General features: G+C 52.9%; 15 protein-coding genes, 1 other RNA gene and 1 pseudogene. 9 read left to right on the top strand and 8 right to left on the bottom strand.

Going from position 1 to position 18,415, the window contains the following annotated elements:
- Positions 1–113 precede the first annotated feature (113 nt).
- Positions 114–3,815 (bottom strand): AAA family ATPase, encoded by a 3,702-nt coding sequence (locus tag AC5L4R_RS01130; protein ID WP_494472303.1) that lies wholly within the window; start codon positions 3,813–3,815, stop codon positions 114–116.
- Between AC5L4R_RS01130 and AC5L4R_RS01125 the strand changes: the two genes are divergently transcribed.
- The 5 genes from AC5L4R_RS01125 (at position 3,769) to AC5L4R_RS01105 (ending at position 7,953) form a co-directional block, all read left to right on the top strand.
- Positions 3,769–4,014 carry a hypothetical protein gene (locus tag AC5L4R_RS01125; RefSeq protein WP_494472338.1) on the top strand — a complete coding sequence of 82 codons (246 nt, stop codon included), beginning with the start codon at positions 3,769–3,771 and terminating at the stop codon, positions 4,012–4,014. The genes AC5L4R_RS01130 and AC5L4R_RS01125 overlap by 47 nt on opposite strands.
- Positions 4,015–4,042: 28 nt before the next feature.
- Positions 4,043–4,504, top strand: coding sequence for a dUTP diphosphatase (gene dut, locus AC5L4R_RS01120; protein ID WP_494472302.1), 462 nt, complete (start codon positions 4,043–4,045; stop codon positions 4,502–4,504).
- Positions 4,505–4,611: 107 nt separating this feature from the next.
- Complete coding sequence (locus AC5L4R_RS01115) at positions 4,612–6,147, top strand: phosphomannomutase/phosphoglucomutase (RefSeq protein WP_494472301.1); 1,536 nt, start codon at positions 4,612–4,614, stop codon at positions 6,145–6,147.
- A gap of 45 nt (positions 6,148–6,192) precedes the next feature.
- The gene (gene argB, locus AC5L4R_RS01110; RefSeq protein ID WP_494472300.1) at positions 6,193–7,086 is read left to right on the top strand and encodes an acetylglutamate kinase; all 894 of its coding nucleotides are present in this window, start codon (positions 6,193–6,195) and stop codon (positions 7,084–7,086) included.
- Between the two features lie 162 nt (positions 7,087–7,248).
- Positions 7,249–7,953, top strand: coding sequence for a hypothetical protein (locus tag AC5L4R_RS01105; protein ID WP_494472299.1), 705 nt, complete (start codon positions 7,249–7,251; stop codon positions 7,951–7,953).
- Between the two features lie 36 nt (positions 7,954–7,989).
- Here the strand turns inward: AC5L4R_RS01105 and pnuC are convergent, their stop codons facing one another.
- Together pnuC and nadR are read right to left on the bottom strand one after the other, a co-directional pair.
- Positions 7,990–8,730 (bottom strand): nicotinamide riboside transporter PnuC, encoded by a 741-nt coding sequence (gene pnuC, locus AC5L4R_RS01100; protein ID WP_494472298.1) that lies wholly within the window; start codon positions 8,728–8,730, stop codon positions 7,990–7,992.
- Between the two features lie 41 nt (positions 8,731–8,771).
- A complete protein-coding gene (nadR, locus tag AC5L4R_RS01095) occupies positions 8,772–9,875 on the bottom strand; it encodes a multifunctional transcriptional regulator/nicotinamide-nucleotide adenylyltransferase/ribosylnicotinamide kinase NadR (protein ID WP_494472297.1) in 1,104 nt (367 codons plus the stop codon).
- A 421-nt stretch (positions 9,876–10,296) separates the two neighbouring features.
- Here nadR and AC5L4R_RS01090 point away from each other — a divergent pair, with 421 nt between their 5' ends.
- On the top strand, positions 10,297–11,457 hold the full coding sequence (locus AC5L4R_RS01090) for an extracellular solute-binding protein (protein WP_494472296.1): 1,161 nt from the start codon (positions 10,297–10,299) through the stop codon (positions 11,455–11,457).
- Here the strand turns inward: AC5L4R_RS01090 and AC5L4R_RS01085 are convergent.
- Together AC5L4R_RS01085 and smpB are read right to left on the bottom strand one after the other, a co-directional pair.
- Entirely contained in the window at positions 11,423–12,256 is an 834-nt protein-coding gene (locus AC5L4R_RS01085) for a methyltransferase domain-containing protein (protein WP_494472295.1), read from the bottom strand. The two genes, AC5L4R_RS01090 and AC5L4R_RS01085, sit on opposite strands and share 35 nt — an antisense overlap.
- Before the next feature lie 9 nt (positions 12,257–12,265).
- A complete protein-coding gene (smpB, locus tag AC5L4R_RS01080; RefSeq protein ID WP_494472294.1) occupies positions 12,266–12,736 on the bottom strand; it encodes an SsrA-binding protein SmpB in 471 nt (156 codons plus the stop codon).
- A gap of 253 nt (positions 12,737–12,989) precedes the next feature.
- Here smpB and coaD point away from each other — a divergent pair, with 253 nt between their 5' ends.
- The 3 genes from coaD (at position 12,990) to rnpB (ending at position 14,275) form a co-directional block, all read left to right on the top strand.
- A complete protein-coding gene (gene coaD, locus AC5L4R_RS01075; RefSeq protein ID WP_494472293.1) occupies positions 12,990–13,535 on the top strand; it encodes a pantetheine-phosphate adenylyltransferase in 546 nt (181 codons plus the stop codon).
- 27 nt (positions 13,536–13,562) lie between these two features.
- Complete coding sequence (locus tag AC5L4R_RS01070) at positions 13,563–13,829, top strand: YfhL family 4Fe-4S dicluster ferredoxin (protein WP_494472292.1); 267 nt, start codon at positions 13,563–13,565, stop codon at positions 13,827–13,829.
- An 81-nt stretch (positions 13,830–13,910) separates the two neighbouring features.
- Positions 13,911–14,275, top strand: an RNA gene (gene rnpB, locus AC5L4R_RS01065) — RNase P RNA component class A.
- 420 nt (positions 14,276–14,695) lie between these two features.
- Here rnpB and hemE read toward each other — a convergent pair.
- The 3 genes and pseudogenes from hemE to AC5L4R_RS01050 form a co-directional block, all read right to left on the bottom strand.
- Positions 14,696–15,769: a uroporphyrinogen decarboxylase gene (gene hemE, locus AC5L4R_RS01060; RefSeq protein ID WP_494473488.1), complete on the bottom strand. Its 1,074-nt coding sequence runs from the start codon at positions 15,767–15,769 to the stop codon at positions 14,696–14,698.
- A 64-nt stretch (positions 15,770–15,833) separates the two neighbouring features.
- Positions 15,834–16,949 carry a glutamate 5-kinase gene (proB, locus tag AC5L4R_RS01055; protein WP_494473489.1) on the bottom strand — a complete coding sequence of 372 codons (1,116 nt, stop codon included), beginning with the start codon at positions 16,947–16,949 and terminating at the stop codon, positions 15,834–15,836.
- Between the two features lie 101 nt (positions 16,950–17,050).
- Positions 17,051–18,272, bottom strand: a pseudogene (locus AC5L4R_RS01050) (RNA-guided endonuclease InsQ/TnpB family protein).
- Positions 18,273–18,415: the final 143 nt, after the last annotated feature.

Here is an 18,415-nt window from a genome sequence, read left to right as displayed (position 1 = left end):
AAAAAATTGTCGCAAAATATTACACCTTGCTACAGTGCATTATATCTAATTAAATTTTTTAGAATCTAAAAATTATCGGGTGTAACACTTTACGCCTTATGCCGCCTTGGGCATTACGTCAGCTCATCCTGCGCCAAATAACGCTCAGCTTCAGTCAAATCCACATCAACCAAGGTTGAAATGCCTGCGGTCGGCATGGTCACGCCTTTCAGCTCGTCTGCCGCTTGCATGGCAAGTTTGTTGTGACTGATAAAAATAAACTGCACCCCTTGCGCCATCTGCGCGATTAAGCGGGTAAAACGCTCGACGTTGGCATCGTCAAGCGGTGCATCGACTTCATCAAGCACACAAAATGGCGCGGGCTGCTGTTCAAAAATCGCAAAAATCAGGCTCAGCGCGGTCAAGGTTTTCTCACCGCCTGACAATAACGCCAAACGGCTGTTTTTTTTGCCTTTGGGCTGCGCCATCAGCGTCAAGCCTGCCTGCCAGTTTTTGCCTGCGGTGGTCTTGCTGTCGTTGGGCTCGCTGTCAGCCTCCAACACCAGCTTGGCATGTCCGCCGCCAAACACCTCACCAAATAGGCGCTGAAGTGCGTCATTGACATCATCCAACGTCGCCAAAAACCGCTGTTTGGTTTGGCTGTCAATTTGGCGCATGGCGTGGGTCAGCTGCTCAATGCTGGCGGTCAAATCGGTGATTTGCGCATCCAGTGGCGATAAACGCGCCTCGATGTCGGCAAGCTCGGCGGCGGCCGCGTGATTGACCGCGCCCATTTGCTTAATTTGCTGGTGTCTGCGGCGTTGCTGGGCGGCAAGTTTGTCGCGCGCTTGGGCAGATAGTGCGCTAAGTGCGCCATCGTCGGGCACGCTTATGCCATGCTGTGTCACAGTCTGCTCGATTTGCGCAAGCCGCGACTGCGCCAATGTATGCGCGGTGTCGGCTTGGTGGTATTCGGCTTGGCGCGTGGCCAGTGTGTGCTGAGCGGCACTCAAGGTGGCGGTGTGCTGCTGCTGGCGGTCATTTAGCGCGGCAATGGCTTGACGGTGCTCGGCAAGGCGTTGCTCGCTGCGTGCATACTCAGCGGTGGCAGCGGACAATTGGGTGTGCTGTTTGGGCAGACGTTGCTGCGCGTCGGTCTGTTGAGCGGTGAGCGTGGCGATGGCAGTTTGCAAGCGTTGGGCGCGCGCGTCCAATGCCGCCAGCTGTTCGCGTCGGTGTTTGGCGGTCAGTTCAGCTTGCGTTAGCTCAGCTTGTAGCGTCTGTTGCGTGCGCTCGGCTTGCTTGACGCGGTGCGCGTGGTCGCTGATGGCGCGCTCGATGGCTTGGCGGTCGCGGTTGGCATCATGCAACGCTTGTGGGTCAAAGCGTTTTGCCAGCATTTGTTGTTGGCGTGTCTGCTCGGTGATGGCGGCTTGTACGTGTGCCAAGTCTTCACGCAAGCGGATTTGCTCTTGCGCTAACCGTTTGGCGTTGTCGCTGCGCTGCTCGGCGGCACGGGTCAAACGGTGGACATCATGTTGCAATGTCAGTTGCTGTTTGCCCAAACGCGTAAGCTCAGCGCGCTGCTGCTGGTCTTGCGCTTGCCATTCTTGTACGCTCATGGCTTGTTGGTCAAGCCGCGCGCGCAAGGCAGCAAATTTGGGCTGCTCGCGCGCAAGGTGGGTGTTTAGCGTGTCGATGCGCACCTGTTGGCTAAAATGCTGATTGGCAGGGGCGGATTTTTTTGTTTGGTTATCGGTTTGTGCTGTGTGGGCTCGGGCGGCACGCCACGCATCAAGGTTTAGGCAAATTTGCCGATTGAGCCATACGCTAAGATTTGGCGTATCCGCCGCATTTTGAATGACGGCGTACAACCACACATCGGGGGGCAAATCAGCAAGCAAGTCCCTAAGCTGGACAGGGGTGACGGGCTCAGCGTTGAGCCAAATGGCTTCAAATATTTTAAGCGTTGGCTGGGCAACCAATTGCGCCAAACTGTGCCAACCGGTCGGCGGCGTTGGGTACAAGGCTTGCCCACCTTGCCCACCAGATGGCAGCGCAAGCGGTGGTAGTATGGCAGCAGGATAGTTTAGCAGGGTTTGCCATTCGGTGTGTTTTGGTGCGGTGTTTGCTAATTTAGGGTTGGCTAAGTTGTCACTTGGCAAGCTAAACCAGTACGCCAGCCAATCGCCCAGTTTGTCAAACCGCGCGGCAAACGCCTGCCCTGTCGCGCTAAGCTCGATGTGTTGCAGCAAATTTTGGGCGGTGTTGGGTGGTGTGGTGTGCTGGACGACAACGGGTGTGGGCACTGTGGCAAGCTGCTGCAACGTGGCAAGCTCGGTTTGCCACCGCTCAAGTTGGCTGGCCATGCGGCGGTGGTCTTGCTCAAGCTCTGCCAAAGCATCTTGCTCATCCAGCAGGGTGTCTTGACGGGCTAAAATCGCCTGCTCGGTGCGCTCAATGGCGGCAATCACGTCAGCAAGCTGCTGCTCGGCATGGGCAAGCTGCTCATCTGTTTTGCTGTCATCTGCGTCAAATTGCGCTTGGCGTGTGGCGTGCTCGGCGTGTTGGTGTTGTAGTTGCGTCAGTTGTTGATTAAGCCGCGCAAGCTCACGGGTAATCAGCGTCTGCTCGGTGGCGTGCGCGTGCTGTTGTTGGTTGAGCGTGTACAAGGCGCGTTTGCTGGCTTGATGGTCGGCTTCTAGTTTGGCCGTGGTGGCGGCGTGCGCTTGCAGTTCGGTGGCAACAGCGGCAAGGCGTGGCGGCAGCTGGGCCAAATGCGGCAAGCTATCCGCCAACGCGGTTTGACTGCGCTGGATATCGGCCTGTAGCTCGGCTTGTTCTTGGCTTAGGCGTGTGTGCTCGCTGGCAAATTGGCTAAGCTGCTGCTCAAGCTGCGTGACGGCATTTTGGGCGGCAAGTTTGTCAGCAAATGCGTGTTGCTGCTGGTCTTGGGCGTGCTGCTCAGCGGCTTGTGCGGCGTGTAAGTCAGCGGCAAGGGTGTGCGCGCGTGCATCCAGCGTCGCCACAATGTCGGCTTGTGCTTGCCATTGCTGCTTGCGCGCGGTGTAGTCGGTTTGCGCAGCTTGGGCATTGGCATGGGCTTGGGCATAATCGTCTAGCAACAACGTTTGGCTAAGTGCGTCGTACTCGGCTTGCCATGCTTGCACCTGTGTGGCGGCGGCGGCTTGCTTGGCCAGTCGGCTTTGCTGCTCGCGTAAGCCGTGCGCCATGTCGCCAAGCCGCGCCAAATTGTCCTGTGCGGTGGTCAGTTGGCGTTCGGTGTCATCGCGCCGCGCTTGATAGCGCGATACGCCCGAAGCCTCCTCAATGAACGCGCGTAGCTGCCGCCCATCGGCATCAATAATGCGCCCAATCATGCCCTGCTCGATGACCGCATAAGAGCGCGCGCCCAGCCCTGTGCCCAAAAATACATCGACAACATCGCGACGGCGCACCTTGCTGCCGTTGATAAAGTAGTCGGATTTGCCGTCTTTACTCATTTGGCGGCGTACGGACAGCTCATGGTACAGGTTGAGCGCGTGCTGAATGCCGCCTTTGCCGTCATCGCCTTGGGTGTGCTCAAACACCAGCTCAACACTGGCAAGGCTTTTGGCGGCGTGCGCCTGTGTACCTGCAAAAATTACATCACTCATCGCCCCACCGCGTAGCTGTTTGGCGGAGCTTTCACCCAATACCCAGCGAATCGCGTCAATCACATTGGATTTGCCGCAGCCATTAGGCCCGACAATCGCGGTGATGGGGTGTTTAAAGTGCAAGGTGGTCGGGTTGGCAAAGGATTTAAAACCAGAGAGTTTAAGCTGCTTTAAGCGCATGATGTTTTGGGTAAATTTTGAAACATGGACAGCAAAAAAAGCGGCTATTTTAGCAAGCTTTGGCGGTTTGGCAAAGTTTGTTACAAAGTGCGCCAGCCATGTACCAACAGACCATTTGACACAGGGGCAAATTGGGTGGCAACAAAATCTTTTCACAGGCAATAAGCCGCCAGTGTGCTACAATTTTTTATCTATTTAGTTTTGCGATATCTAAAAAAGAGCCTGCTATGCAACTTCAAGTCAAAATCCTCAACCCAAATATCGGCAAATTGCCTCACCTGCCCTTGCCTGCGCGTGCTACCGATGGCGCAGCAGGGCTGGATTTACGTGCCTGTATTGACGCGCCTTTGACCATTGCCGCAGGGCAAACCGTGTTGGTTGGCACGGGTCTGGCGATTTATTTGGCTGACCCGAATTTTGTTGGGCTGATTTTGCCGCGCTCGGGGCTTGGGCATAAGCACGGTATTGTGCTTGGCAATCTGACAGGCGTGATTGATGCCGATTATCAAGGTGAGCTGATGGTGTCGGTGTGGAACCGCAGCCAGACCGATTTTGTGCTTGAACCCGGTGAGCGCATGGCACAGTATTTGGTCGTGCCGGTCATGCGGCCGCAATTTGCGGTGGTTGAGGAATTTTCTGACATCAGCGCGCGCGGCACGGCGGGTTTTGGCTCAAGTGGGCGTATTTAGCCACGCTTTTGATGCAAACCCTTAAAAAGTAACATAATATTACAACATTTTGCCGCGGTTTGTTTCTATAATGCGACTCGACGTGGGTAGAATTGTAGTGTTGGCGTATGTGGTTACATCCCTTTTTACCGCAACAAGCCTTGTTCAAGGCGTATGACATTCGCGGCGATATCACGCTGTTTAGCGATGATTTTTTGTGGGCATTGGGGCAAGGTTTTGCGCGGCTATTTGGGCAGCATGGCGGTGGACGCGTGGCGATTGGTTATGATGTGCGCGCGTTTAGTCCGCGTATCGCTGCGTTTATTGCCTATCATTGCCACGCGCAAGGCTTGCACGTTGATTGGCTTGGGCAAGTCACCACCCCGATGATGGCGTACGCTGCCAGCTGTCAAGATGGGCACGGGGTGATGGTCACGGCAAGCCATTCGCCACGCCATGTGCATGGGGTCAAATGGCTATGCGCCCATCATTCACCCAGTGGTGAGGCGATTGCCGCGTTGTTTGATGATTTAGCCGATTTGCCTGCGTATGTGCCAACGTCGGCCGATGTGGCAAGGGTGCATGCGGTGGTTCATCAATTTGCCCACCTAAGCACGCCAGCGTTTGACGCCTATCAAAGCGCAATGGCACAAGCGTTTGCCGATATCCAGCGCACCTGTTACCCCGATAACACGCCTAAACACGCGCCTTTACGCCTTGTCATTGACTGCATGAATGGCGCGACGGGTGCGTTTGCTGAGCGGCTGTTTCGTGGGTTTGGCTATGACTGCCAGCTGCTCAACGCCATGCCCGATGGCAGTTTTCCCAAAGGTAACCCCGATCCTGCCGAGCCTAGCCGCCTAGCCGAACTGCGCCATGCGGTGGTGGCGCATGGTGCGGATATGGGGCTGGCGTTTGATGGTGACGGTGATCGCGTGATGGTCGTCGATGGGCATGGGCAGATGGTCGCGCCCGATAATCTGCTGTATTTGCTTGCCCAAGTCGCGCTTGCCGAACGCCCCATGCTTGATGGCGTTAAGATTACCGCTGAGGTGATGTTTGATGTCAAATGCTCCCACCATGTGCCAACGCTTCTAAGCACGCAAGGTGCTGTACCTATCATGCAAAAAACGGGCAGTAGCCTCATGCGCCAAGCCCTGCAAAGTCGCCGCCGCGCATCGGTGTTTGCTGGTGAGTTGTCGGGGCATTTTTTGTTTAATGATGGCTATTTTGTGTTGTATGATGACGCAATGTATGCCGCGCTGCGCTTGTTGCACTGGCTACGCCATCAGCGTGCGACGTTTGCCGAGCTGCTTACCGCCTTGCCTGTTAGCATCAGTACGGCAGATATGTACCTGCCGATTGCCAGTGCCGAACACGGACAACGCCTGCTCAATCAGCTGCTTGCCCATGTGCAAAAACCGCTTAGCCGCCTAATGCGCGCGTTTGCCGTGCGCGAAATCAGCACGGTTGATGGCTTACGTCTAGATTTTGCCCACGGGGTTGGGGTGCTGCGCCGCTCAAATACGGGCAACTACCTCACCGTGCGTTTTTGTGGCGACACCTTGGCAGATCTGCAGCACGCTCAGCGTGTATTTAGTCGGCTGTGCGCCTCGGTTGATGATGACTTGGCGGCACAAGTTGCCCAAATTCAACCTGTCTAATTTGCACATTGAATCATAGTTAAGATAACAATCCTAGGAACTATCATGCTCGATTTAGCCCAAGCCACCCAAACGGCAGAAGTTTTGACCGAAGCCCTGCCTTATATCCAGCGTTTTGAAGACAAGGTCATGGTGGTCAAATACGGCGGCAACGCAATGACTGACCCAGTGTTAGAAAGCTCGTTTGCGCGTGACATCGTGCTACTAAAGACCGTTGGCATTCATCCTGTCGTGGTGCACGGTGGTGGCCCGCAAGTCGATAGCCTACTCAAAGAGCTTGGGCGCACCTCAGAGCGCATTGACGGGATGCGTGTGACCGACAAGGCAACCATGGATGTCGTCGAGATGGTGCTTGGCGGTACGGTCAATAAATCCATCGTCAATCTAATCAACCAGCACGGCGGCCGCGCGATTGGCCTGACGGGTAAGGACGCAAGCCTAATCCGTGCCAAAAAACTGCTGATGCACAAAATCGATGACGACGGCAACATGGATATGTTGGATTTGGGTTTTGTCGGTGATGTGGTGTCCATCAAAAAAGACGTGATTGATTTGATGATTGCAGCGAATTTTATCCCCGTCATCGCGCCGCTTGGCGTGGATGAAGACGGCAACACCTACAACATCAACGCCGATGTCGTGGCCGGCAAGGTGGCGGAATTCATGCAAGCAGAAAAATTGATTTTGCTCACCAATATCAAAGGCGTGCTTGACAAAAACGGCAACATCGCCACAGGCTTAACGCCAAGCAAGGTCGATGAGATGATTGCCGACGGCACGATTTCAGGCGGTATGATTCCCAAAATCAGCTACGCGCTTGAGGCCGTCAAAAACGGCGTCAAAAGCGCGGTTATCGTCGATGGACGCGTACCACATGCCACACTGCTTGAGGTTTTCACCGACAAGGGAGTCGGCACGCTCATTAGCCAAGGCAGCTAGCTCCATCGCACCACAGACAAACGCGCTCAATCATTGGCAATATGCTATACTAAGCGCGTTTTTTATCGCCTAAAATTCAGCAACTATTTGACATTAAAACAGTTTATAGAAAAACAGTTTATAGAAAAATAGTTTGCTGATTTTGGCATTTGGAGAGCAACTATGCAGGCAATGGGTTTGGGGCAAGCAACGGGTTTGGGTTTAAAAAATACAATGCGCTTTGGCGTGGTGAGTCTTGCATTCATTGGTGCAATCAGCGCAGCACACGCCAACCAAGTGCCACCAACTGATAAACCTAGCGATAAAAGCAGCAACAAAAAAACCGACACCAAAGTAAGCAAAAAAGCCTCAACCAGTTCAGCCGACACATCCGCCAAATCACCTGTCAATCCGTATCTGGACAAATCGGGACGGATTGATTGGACACCTGTACTCAAAACCATGCAAAATGGCTGTGACTTGCCCGATATTGACAACGCACCGATGCAGATTTTGGCCTCCATCCAAACCAACAGCGGCGAGCGCGGCGGCGCAGGCAACGTCACCGATGGCTACAAAACCTTACAGCTCAAGAACGCCAGCGCGTTTGGCTATCCCATTCGCAAGATTTATTTTGGCTCACAAGGTGCAGGCTTTAGCTCTGCCACCATCTATTTTACCGACAACCGCTTTTTGGCATTGCGCCCCAAATTTTATGTCCAAACCGTCGCAGGCAAGCTGACCGCCAAAGACAAAATGGTCATTACCGACCGCAACGCCTTTGCTAGGCAATATCTTGCCAACGGCTACGGCTACAGCGATGGGCGCAGTGGGGTGGTATTTAGCCCAAAAACCCATTCCATCACCTGTAGCTGGGCGCACTTATAGCCGTTAATTGATAACTCGCCATTGCTTGATAAGCGTTTATTCAACCTCGTGGGTACTACGTTGCCATTCATACAGCCCAATTAGCGCATTGACCTGATAAATCACGGTTTGGATGGCAAAAATGTAGTTTTGGGTCATCAAATTGACAATCAACCACACCGCATTGACCAAAATCCACAACCACCAGTTGAACGAATAGCGCAAAATCATCGCGGTTTGGGCGGTAATCGACAACACAAAAGCCAACACATTGATCCAAAAAAAGTCGATTTTGCCCAAAAATCGGCTACCATCGTTGTCAATGATATTGCCATAACCCATCGATGCCAACCAGTTGTTGAGCGTTGGGAACAGCAGCAGCCCAACCACCATGATGGCAAGCGTCACCAACCACACCGCGCGGTTGGCGGATTTGGGAATCATATTGCCATCGCCGTCGCTGTTTTTTGCCCAATACACCAGCCCATACACATGGGTGAAAAAGTTAAACATTGGCGCAAGCATCAGCCCCACTGAGCCGTGCATACCCTGCACCACGCTCTCGCCTGCCGTTGCCACCATGCCAAACCCATTGCCCAGCACATTGCGCCGAAAGCTCAATGACACCACACACACCAGCCCAATGAGGGACACCGCAAAATAAAACCAATCTGCCGCTGTGTGCGCGGTGGTCGTCCAAAATCCCCAAAATAATGCCGCCGCGCCACAGACAAACCATGTCACAATCCATTGCTTGGCGTATTTGCCCGTGATGTTATCCAAAAACTCAATCCGCATGTTACATCCTTGCCCATCAATAATTTATCAAATGCCCAATATTAAGCAATCGCTGTGTGCGATTTGCCAAAAACCATGGTATCAATCAAGCGCACCGCCGCCAAAAACCGCGCTTGATAGTCGGCATCGCTGATATGCACAGGTACAATGCCGTGACGGGCATAAATATCCACCAAACGTGCGGCAAAACGCTGGCGCGCGTCCAAAGTACCCAGTGAGCGCATACCATCGGCAACCCACGGTGTGTTATTGGCTAGCATCACGGTATAATCTAAGCGAAACGTATCAATACACGCCGCCAAAAACGGATGCGCGCGCCCTTCATATTCTTCACAAAACGCCTGTGTGGTGACAAAATCGGTGTCAATCAGCGTCACGGGCGCAGGCGCATGCCGACACGCCGCGCGAATCGCCTGTGCGTGGTCGGTCGCCATCAGCGGATAATCGGTATATTGCATGGCAAGTTCAGTACCGCCCAAATCCGTCTCAACAAACACGCGCCCCATCTCAAGCGCATAGCTTGCACCATAGTGGTTCACCAGTTTGTACAGTAATGTGGTTTTGCCCGAGCTTTCACCGCCAACGATGGCCACGGTTTTGGTATAGCTGGCGCGCGCCTCAGGGTGAATTGCCGCCCAATACTGTGCTGGATTGGCGTGAATCGCCGCACTATCAAAGCCTGTGTGCGGTGTGGTCAATACCTGCCAGCCGTCGGGCATTTGTCTGCCAAGCGTCTGCCCGTCGGCTGCGTCCATACACCATGCCAGTGTGGCATCTGCCGCAAGATGATGTTCGGCTTTCACTTGCTGTGCCAATCGTGCCATTGCTGCGCGCTGTGCGTCGTCAAATCTTGCCCTCTCACCATCAAATACAGGCAAATCCACATCATCTGCCAACATCACATGGACAAACGGCAGCTGCGCCAATGCCATCGTCAGCCAACGCGCTTTATCCTTTTGGTTGATACAAAATTGCAGATTCGGGGCAGGATGCGGCAACACCACCACCGTCAGCCGCTCAACCTGCTCTGCGGCAACCATCATGGCCTGCATATGCCCCATGTGTAGCGGCTGAAAATAGCCCACCATCACGCCATGCGTCGGTGGGATTGGTGTGGGGTTAGCGGTTTTGACTGAGGTTTGCATGGTCATCCTTGACAAGCCCAAAGTGAAAGTGATTGATTGACTATCAGCAATCAAATGAATATAACAAACGCTATTGTAGCCGATTTTGCCGCGTTTTGGTTTTAATGTTTCTTGAGCAGTAAGTTTTTTTGGCAAAACATTACGCAAGTTGCACAAGATACAACCCTAAAATTATGTCATTGATTTATAATAATTTCATCATCAAGTCAAGGCAACCATGGCTTAATGATGCTACCTTGTTGTTTAATAACAATAACACGATACCCGTTTTCCTCCTGCCCAAATGCCTCGTCATTTGGGTATTTTTTTGACCAGATGGCTAAGTTTGCACACAGATTGGGCTATAATGGCAGATTTGCACGCTTAATTGATAGTGGCTGACGTGTTCGGTCGTGGCGTGTGTTTGTGCTATTGTTAAGATATGATGCTAAAATCCACCACCGCCCGTTTTTGCCCATCCATCCATGACCGATTCACCGCCTTAGCAAGGTCACGTCTGGATGCGTGTCAGACGGTTCGGCACGCGCTGTTGGTTGGCGTGGTGCTGGCTTTGACGGGGTGTTCTAACGCGCCCGTTGATGACACCTCAAACCAGTCGTCTGCCAGTGCGCCCGCTGCCCATGCGGCTGCGGCAGCCAGCGCAACACCCACCGAAATGCGCGCGGTGCTGCACATCATTAGCAGTATTGAGCCTGCGGCCATTCGTCCGCTGTTGCAGGATTTTGCCAAACAGCATGAGGTCGATATCCGCGTGGTAACTACCACACCTCGGCAGTTGGTCGCCACCTTAAGCGGTCAGCCTGCCGATATTGTGCTGAGCAGTGATACGGATATTTTGCAACAGGCGGCTGAGGGCGCGCTTTTGCAGCCATTTAATGCCGAGCAGGCCGCCGATGCCGTGCCCGACGCTTACCTTGACCCCGATGGCAATTGGTTGCCCTTGTCTTATCACGCGCGCACAGCGGTGTATGATGGGCGTTGGCTGAAATCCGCCGATATCGGTAGTTTTGCCAGCCTTGCCGCGCCCAAATGGGCACAAAAACTCTGCCTGACCTCAGCCCAAGACCCTGCCAATCAAGCTTTGGTGGCGCAATTGATTCACGATATGGGCGAAACCAAAACCCGTAGCGTGCTACAAGGTTGGCTTGCAAACTTGGCGCGACCACCGTTTGCGGATGATGACGCGCTGCTGGCTGGCATCGCGCGCGGCGAATGCCAAGTTGGGCTGGTCGATAGCCAGCATTTTGCGCAGTTTGCCGAGCAAAACCCCAACACACCGCTGGCACTGACATGGATAAATGCGTCATCGGGTGGCGTGCCCAAACGCTTGACCGCCATCGCCATGGCGCGCGCAAGCCAGCAGCCCGAGCTTGCCCTACAGCTGATAGAATGGCTTGCCAAGCCAGACCAGCAAAGCCTATTTGCCAGTTTGACCGACACCTACCCCATCCATCCGCAAGCCGAACCTTCTGTGCGCCTCAAAGCATGGGGCGATGGCGTTTACAGCGCACTGACGCCCGAGCAGTCTCACGCAGGGCTTGCCAATGCTAAGATGTTGATGGATGATGTGGGGTATCGCTAGTTAGCATGGGCGGCTTTTGCGCCAACAAATGCAAATAGCGTCCAAGCCATTTATACGGTGCTTGTGTGCTGTATTTAAGCTCCATCGCAATCACCGCGTCGGGATTGGCATTGCCGCCACGCTTAAGGGGTGCATAATCATGAAACACGCGCAGCCCCGAGCTTTGCACCACCGTATAGCCAAGCGCGTCTAGCCAGCCTTGTACCGCGGCCAGCTCAACAGGATGATTGGGCGTTAGGCTGCCCGAATCGGCTTGAAAATCTGCGTTGTTAAGCAGATTAAAATTGCCCATGATAAGGTTGCGATAAACAAAGCTGGCAGGGTTATAAAAACACAGTGACAACGCACCACCTGCCACCAGCCAATCATCGATAAACGCCATAATCGCTTGTGGCGTATCCAGCCATTCAAGCACCGCATGGCACAAAATCAAATCAAACGCTGGCGTATCCGCCTTATCTAGACGCACCGCCAAATCTTGATACGCACAAGTGTGCCAACTGATGGCCTCTGCCACGCCTTGCGCCTGTGCGGCCTGTTGCGCCAATGCCAGCATATTTGCCGATACATCATTGATCGTGACGGTATGCCCTGCCACTGCCAGCTCAATGGCAAGCTGCCCAAGCCCTGCGCCAATATCTAACACCCGACACGCGCGTGACGGATTGTGCGCTTGCCATGCCGCAAGCCAGTTGTGCAAATCACGGCGCAGCACCGCCAAACGGATTTGCCCCTTTAAGCCGCCATAGATTTTTTGGGCAAAATGGCTGCTGATATCGTCAAAATTGCGGTCGGTCATGGGTGTTAATCAAGCCAAGTGTTTAAAACCGCGTTGTTTGTCGCGCTGATAGTCGCGTTCTTTGAGCGTTGCGCGTTTGTCGTGCAGTTTTTTACCTTTTGCCAGTGCAATTTCACACTTGACCAGCCCATGACTCCAATATACCCTAAGCGCGACACAGGTGTGCCCTTTTTGATTGACCATGCCAAACAGCTTGTCAATCTCGCGCCGATGTAGCAAAAGTTTACGCGTGCGCATGGCATCGGCGACGATGTGCGTGGAGGCAGATAGCAGCGGCTGAATATGTGCCCCAAATAAGAACGCCTCGCCGTCTTTGAAGGTGACATAGCTTTCGGTGATACGCATCTTGCCTGCGCGAATCGATTTGACCTCCCAGCCAAGCAGCTCAAGCCCTGCTTCGTAGGTTTCCTCGATGAAGTACTCATGACGCGCCTTTTTGTTACTGGCAATCAGGCTGGGCGTTTTCGCCTTTTTACTCATAATTTTTTCCCAAGTTAAACCATCTAATATAGGGCAAATTGACGCAAAAAACAATCAGGCTTGCGCAACCTGTCTCCCCAAATGTCCGCATCTGGTGCAATCAGGTGACCAACGGCTGGCTACCTGCCGACATGGGGCACAATTTTTTAGTCCGATTTTTTGCTGCCGTTTTGTGCTACAATACGGTTTTGTATGGCACTGTCTTGTATTACCTGCTTATTTTTTATTCCACCCCACCACGTTAGGCGTTGTTATGGCTGCTACCGCTGATTCCCAAACCGTTGCCGATTCCACCTGTCATAGCCCAAAACATAGCCGTATTCTTTATCCCGGTACGTTTGACCCGATTACCAACGGGCATTTGGATTTGGTCAAACGCGCCAGCAAACTGTTTGATGAGGTGGTCATTGCGGTGGCGCACGGACACCACAAAAAGCCGCTGTTTAGTTTGGCAGAGCGCGTGGCGTTGGTTGAGGCGTGCGTACACCGCATGCCCAATGTGACGGTCATCGGATTTTCGGGGTTGTTGGTGGATTTGTTTACCAGCCAACGCGCCAGTGCGGTGCTGCGTGGCCTGCGTGCGGTGTCGGATTTTGAGTATGAGTTTCAGCTTGCCAATATCAACCGTGAGCTGCACCCTGACTTTGAGGCGATTTTTTTGCCGCCTGCGCAGCAGTATTCGTTTATCTCCTCGACCTTGGTGCGCGAAATCGCCAAGTTGGGCGGTGATAGCAGCAAGTTTGTGCCGCCTGAGGTTGAGGCTGCGTTTGCCCAAAAAAAACGCGATGGCTTGATTTGATGCGTTATTTTTTAAATATATTGAAACATGGCATTAAAAATTACTGACGAATGTATCAACTGTGATGTGTGTGAGCCGCAATGCCCAAATGCAGCGATTTATATGGGCGAGTTGATTTATGAAATTGACCCTGCGCTGTGCACCGAATGCGTGGGGCATTATGACACACCGCAGTGCGCTTTGCTATGCCCCGTTGATTGTATCCCTAAAGACCCTGAGCATATCGAAAGCCACGATGAGCTTATGGCAAAGTATCAGCGTTTGACGGGACAAAACGACGCGCCCAATGCCTGATTGGCTAGATTGGGCGGCATGGGTTTGGGCAAAATTTGCTGATTTTGACAAAACTTGCCAAAACTGTGCTATAATTTGCCTTTGGCAGACCAGACGAACGCTGTACCACGCCACAGCAGGCAACGGTAGGGAGGAAAGTCCGGGCTACATAGGGCAGAGTGCCAGCTAACGGCTGGGAGGCGCAAGCCTACGACCAGTGCAGCAGAGAATAGACCGCCTCGGCAAGCATGCTTGCCGCGGTAAGGGTGAAACGGTGGGGTAAGAGCCCACCGCGTGCTTGGTAACAACGCACGGCAAGGTAAACTCCACTCGTAGCAAGACCAAATAGGTGTCCGTTTCGTGTGGCCCGCATAGGACACGGGTAGGTTGCTTGAGCGTAGCGGCGACGCTGCGCCTAGATGAATGTTCGTCCTCGACAGAACCCGGCTTATCGGTTTGTCAAATCTTTGTTTGACTTCTTCCCCTCCCTAAAGTGAGGGGATTCCTTCTGCAAGACGGTGAAGCCCCACCGCAAACCTAAGACAATGGCAACCGCCCGTACGACACACCGTACATCTTAGGTTCTTATTTTAAGCTAATCCTACCGTTAGGATTGTCTTAGACACGAATTAGCTTAAGTGTGTGTTTGGAAACGTCTTACCAGTTAAGTTACTGCGTACTCGCAATTTAGTCTTAACTTAACTGTGGAATGTAAGACATTGAATATAGTGAGATGAGTATAGCAAAACTCATCGCATTTAACAATTGCCTTATATCCACCGCCTGAAGTCGCAGGTTTACGGCAACGAATGATAAAAAAGCTTGGAATTTAACAAAAGCCCAAACCGCCTTGGTTTGGGCTTTTTGATTGAGGTGCAACAATACCGCTAACAGCGATAATCGTGCACCGCATCGATAAATGCTTTGGCGTGGTCGGGATTGACCCATTGGCTGATACCATGCCCAAGGTTGGCGACGTAACCTGTTGTTACGCCATCGCGATATACGTCATTAAGCATGGCATGGGTGTGGCGGCGGATATCGGCAGGCGCGGCATACAGTGTGGCAGGGTCGAGGTTACCTTGTAGCGCGACTTGCTTGGGCACGGCGATTTGGCGCGCGCGTGCCAGCGGCATTGTCCAATCCAAGCCCAGCGCGTCCGCGCCACTCATGACTTGTTCATCCAACCACAAACCACCGCCTTTGGTAAATAGCACCACAGGCACATCGGGGCAACGGGCTTTGAGCGCGCGCACGATTTGACAATTATACTGGTGGGAGAATTCAACAAACTGCCGATGCGCCAACGCGCCGCCCCAACTGTCAAACACCTGCACCAACTGCGCACCTGCCGCGACTTGCCCTGCCAAATACTCAATAATTGCGGCAGTCAGTTTGCTAAGCAGCGCGTGCAAGGTAGCAGGCTCACGGTACAGCAAGCCTTTGGTGTAGCGAAAATCGCGTGAGCTGCCGCCCTCGACCATGTAAGTTGCCAGTGTCCACGCGCTGCCTGAAAAACCAAACAACGGCACTTGCCCAGCAAGTGCATGGCGAATACTGGTCACTGCTGCCATGACATAGTCCAATGCCGCCACCATATCGACATCAGGCAATGCCTCAACGTCCGCCATGCTGCGCACAGTGCGGCGAAATTTAGGGCCTTCCCCTGCTTCAAAGTACAGCCCAAGCCCAAGCGCGTCGGGGATGGTTAGGATATCGCTAAACAAAATCGCCGCATCCAAGTCAAAACGCCGCAACGGCTGCAAGGTGACTTCCGTTGCAAGCGCCGTGTTTTTACATAGGCTTAAAAAATCGCCTGCTTGCGCGCGCGTGGCTTTGTACTCAGGCAAGTAACGCCCTGCTTGGCGCATCATCCACACAGGCGTGGTGTCAATCGGCTCAAAGCGTAGGGCTTTTAATAAGCGGTCATTTTTTAAGGGGGGAAACGGGTGCTGGGTCATCGGTCGCCTACTGGGTTGTAAGTTTGGTAAGTCCTTGGGTCTGGCGGTTGGCTTGCACCAACCATCAAATCACCACTGCCATATTGTCGCGGTGTAAAATCACTGAATTTTGCGCGGATTGGTTGGCAAGGGTATCACGGGCGGTTTGCGCGCTGGCACTGACCTGCCCGACCGCCACGCGCGTGCCCTGCTCATCGACGCATTCAACGACATCGCCTTCATCAAAATCGCCTTGCAATTCACGCACGCCAACCAATAGTAGGCTTTTGCCGTGATTGACAATGGCATTGACCGCGCCTGCGTCAAGCACCAACCGCCCTGCCATACGCAAATGGGCGGCAAGCCATTGCTTTTTGGCAATGCTCTTATCCGCGTCATTGGTCGTCAAGCGCGTGCCAATCGCTTCACCCCCCACAATGCGTGTGATGACAGCATCAACACGCCCGTTAGCAATCACAGTTGGGCAACCGCCCATCGCCGCCAGTCGCGCCGCGCGGATTTTGGTCAGCATACCGCCACTGCCCAGTTTACCGCCCTCACCTGCGATATCAAACAGATAATCTGCCATCGCACGCTCATGGGCAATCAAGGTTGCGTCGGGATTGTGGCGGGGATTGTCGGTGAAAACGCCGTCTTGGTCGGTCAAAATAATATACAAATCCGCCTTGACCATCGCTGCCACCATCGCGCCCAAGCTGTCATTGTCGCCAAACTTGATTTGCCCGACACTTACCGTGTCGTTTTCATTGATGACGGGCAAGACCTGCCAGTCTAGCAGCTGCTGCAAGGTATTGGCAGCGTTTAGGTAGCGGTTACGGTTGGCTAGGTCGTCGTGGGTCAGTAGCAGCTGCGCGCTTTGGATACCGTATTGAATCAGCGCCGACCACCACGTTTCAATCAGCCCCATTTGCCCGACGGCGGCGCACGCTTGCAAGGCGGCAAGTTTTTTGGGGCGTTCATCAAGGTTCATGCGTACCACACCCTCTGCCACCGCGCCCGATGAAACCAATAGCACCTGCTGCCCTGCTTGGTGCAGCCGCGCAATTTGTTTTGCCCATTCATAAATCGCTGTGCGGTCAAGGCCGCGCCCGTTGTTGGTCAGTAGCGATGAGCCGATTTTGACCACCACAATCGGCGCACGTTTGGGCTTGCCGTTGGCGGCTATAGGTTGCTCTGTCAGGGAGGCTTGGCTAGATAAAGTGGCGGTCACCGCGCGATTTCCTTGTGGTCGATTTTATCAAAAATTTTACAAAACACCTGTTTTTTGACTTCCTCCCCTCCCTAAAGTGAGGGGATTCCTGCTCCCAGACGGTTAGACCTGCCGCAAGAATGTTCCGACTGGCATTGATATCTCTATCATGCCATGTGCCACACTTTGCACAAGTCTACTGCGAGCATAGCTCTTGTCTTGCGAACGGGCAAAGCAGTGCTTTGCTTATCCGTTCTCATCTCTTATTCGCAAACCTGCTCTACCTTTCGGACTACTGGACGTATCGCCACAGCACGAACACGTCACGGCGGGCATAGCCCTTGTCTTGCGGACGGGCGAAGCGGTGCTTCGCTAGTGCCGTCCTCAGGTAGTGTATCGTTCATTCACGATTTCAAAACGGCAACCTGCGTGCTCGCATTTGTAAGTCAGTTGTCGTTTGAGTTCAAACCAACCTGCATCGTAAACCGACTTGGCGAGTTTGCCTTGTTTACTGTTAAATTGGGGAGTTTTAACATCACCGACCACGATTAGGGCATTGTCTTTGACTAATCGGGAGGTGAATTTATGTATTAGGTCTTGGCGTGTGTTTTTGATTTTGGCATGGATTGCCTTGATACGCTGTTTGTTATTTGCACGTTGGGCGGTGGCTAACGCTTTGGCGTATTTGAGCGTTTGCTTGATTTGTAGCTTGTCGCCATTTGAGGCGGTAGCACTGTCTTTTAAGCCTAAATCAATGCCGACGCTACCTGCCCCACATGGTTGTTTGGGGTAGTCTTTGACGGTGATACACGCATACCATCGGTTACGGCTGTCTTGTACGATTTCACAGGTGTTAATTTGGTATAGGCTTAGGTTGTAGCTGTCCCATAGGTCAATAATTAGCTTTTGCCCGTGAGCTAAACTAAGCTGTAGGGTAGATTTTAAGCCTTTTTTGCCTGTTTGTCTGGTGGCTAGGTGTTTGATGGCACTGTGTTTAAAGGGTAGCCAACCCAGTGATTTGCGCTTAACTTTGGGGTTGTTGGTGCGCCAGTTTAGTTTGGCTTTTTTAAATTGGCGACGCGATTTGGCGTGGGTTTCGTTGATGGCTTGGATGGTTTGGCTGTGTAGATTTAGGTGTTCGCCGCTGCCTTTGGTGTATTTGTTTAAATCATAGGCAGATAGGAATTTGCCTGTGCGTTTAAGGTATTGCAGGCTCAAGTCATTGATGTAGTTCCACACGAAATTGACCGAACCACTTAGGCGGTTAATTTGGTCTGTGTTTTTATCTCGTATGCGTAGCTTGAGGGTTTTCATGGGGTTATTTTAACAAGATTTGTAGTAAAGCACACGTGGTAAAACACACACGCTAAAAAAATTCGTGTGTAATTTTAGTTCCCGTGTTGCCTTGTATCCACCGCCTAAAGGCGCAGGTTTACGACAACGGAGGATAAAAAAAT

The sequence above is a fragment of the Faucicola sp. SE7633 genome (genome assembly GCF_059264685.1).
Note: the sequence above shows the minus strand (reverse complement) of the source record. Positions and strands in the feature narration are given on the sequence as shown.

Bases quoted from the DNA above. Each gene is read 5' to 3' on its own strand.
- smpB (WP_494472294.1), bottom strand. From the start codon at position 12,736: ATGAGTAAAAAGGCGAAAACGCCCAGCCTGATTGCCAGTAACAAAAAG.
- argB (WP_494472300.1), top strand. From the start codon at position 6,193: ATGCTCGATTTAGCCCAAGCCACCCAAACGGCAGAAGTTTTGACCGAA.
- AC5L4R_RS01115 (WP_494472301.1), top strand. From the start codon at position 4,612: ATGTGGTTACATCCCTTTTTACCGCAACAAGCCTTGTTCAAGGCGTAT.
- AC5L4R_RS01105 (WP_494472299.1), top strand. From the start codon at position 7,249: ATGCAGGCAATGGGTTTGGGGCAAGCAACGGGTTTGGGTTTAAAAAAT.
- AC5L4R_RS01130 (WP_494472303.1), bottom strand. From the start codon at position 3,815: ATGCGCTTAAAGCAGCTTAAACTCTCTGGTTTTAAATCCTTTGCCAAC.
- pnuC (WP_494472298.1), bottom strand. From the start codon at position 8,730: ATGCGGATTGAGTTTTTGGATAACATCACGGGCAAATACGCCAAGCAA.
- hemE (WP_494473488.1), bottom strand. From the start codon at position 15,769: ATGACCCAGCACCCGTTTCCCCCCTTAAAAAATGACCGCTTATTAAAA.
- AC5L4R_RS01085 (WP_494472295.1), bottom strand. From the start codon at position 12,256: ATGACCGACCGCAATTTTGACGATATCAGCAGCCATTTTGCCCAAAAA.
- AC5L4R_RS01090 (WP_494472296.1), top strand. From the start codon at position 10,297: ATGATGCTAAAATCCACCACCGCCCGTTTTTGCCCATCCATCCATGAC.
- dut (WP_494472302.1), top strand. From the start codon at position 4,043: ATGCAACTTCAAGTCAAAATCCTCAACCCAAATATCGGCAAATTGCCT.
- nadR (WP_494472297.1), bottom strand. From the start codon at position 9,875: ATGCAAACCTCAGTCAAAACCGCTAACCCCACACCAATCCCACCGACG.
- AC5L4R_RS01070 (WP_494472292.1), top strand. From the start codon at position 13,563: ATGGCATTAAAAATTACTGACGAATGTATCAACTGTGATGTGTGTGAG.
- coaD (WP_494472293.1), top strand. From the start codon at position 12,990: ATGGCTGCTACCGCTGATTCCCAAACCGTTGCCGATTCCACCTGTCAT.